The 606-nt window shown below is 51.3% G+C and carries 2 protein-coding genes; both read left to right on the top strand.

Annotated elements, in window-relative coordinates:
- Window positions 1-352 (top strand): hypothetical protein (locus C7K08_RS15065; RefSeq protein WP_106501217.1); only part of this gene is annotated, 352 nt, incomplete at its 5' end.
- Window positions 353-365: 13 nt separating this feature from the next.
- Window positions 366-606, top strand: a 241-nt coding sequence (locus C7K08_RS15070; RefSeq protein WP_423218708.1) for a DNA ligase LigA-related protein, incomplete at its 3' end; no start/stop codon positions are given.

Genomic DNA, 606 nt, shown 5'->3' on the forward strand with positions numbered 1-606 from the left:
GTATTGGACCATCAGCGCCGTGAAGCTGGTGATCAGTGCCCGGGGCATCAATCCCTTGCTAAAGCAGTTCTTTAATCAAATTGCCTCTGGCCGGGTGGATGCCGCCTATCTCCTAACCACCAAAAGCTATAGGCAGCATGTGAACCGGCAGCAGTTCATCCGCTTTTTAGCTGGGCTACAACTAAATAAATATCGCAACTTGAAATCAGGGCGCCCCAGAATTCAAGAAGGCCAGATCATGCTCACAGTGAAATTAAAAAGTGATGGCAAAGAAGAACTGCCATTGGATTTTATTTTTGTGAAAATAGAAGATAACTGGCGGGTGGAGCGGATCAACCGTTTGGATTCCTAAACAAGGTTCACTTATGGCACCCACTTCTGTTGCAGCACGGGCAGAAGAGTTGCGGCGCTTGTTGATCGCTGCCGCCCATGCCTACTACGTGCTGGATTCTCCAGCCATGGAAGATGCGGTTTACGACAGGCTTTATCGAGAATTATTAGAGCTAGAAGCAGCAAACCCAGGGCTAATCAGCGCCGATAGCCCAAGCCAACGGGTGGGGGGCTCCCCCGCTGCGGGCTTCCAAAGCGTGGCCCATCGCATTGGCC

The organism is Synechococcus lacustris str. Tous (assembly GCF_003011125.1).
Taxonomy (GTDB): Bacteria; Cyanobacteriota; Cyanobacteriia; order PCC-6307; family Cyanobiaceae; genus Synechococcus_D; species Synechococcus_D lacustris.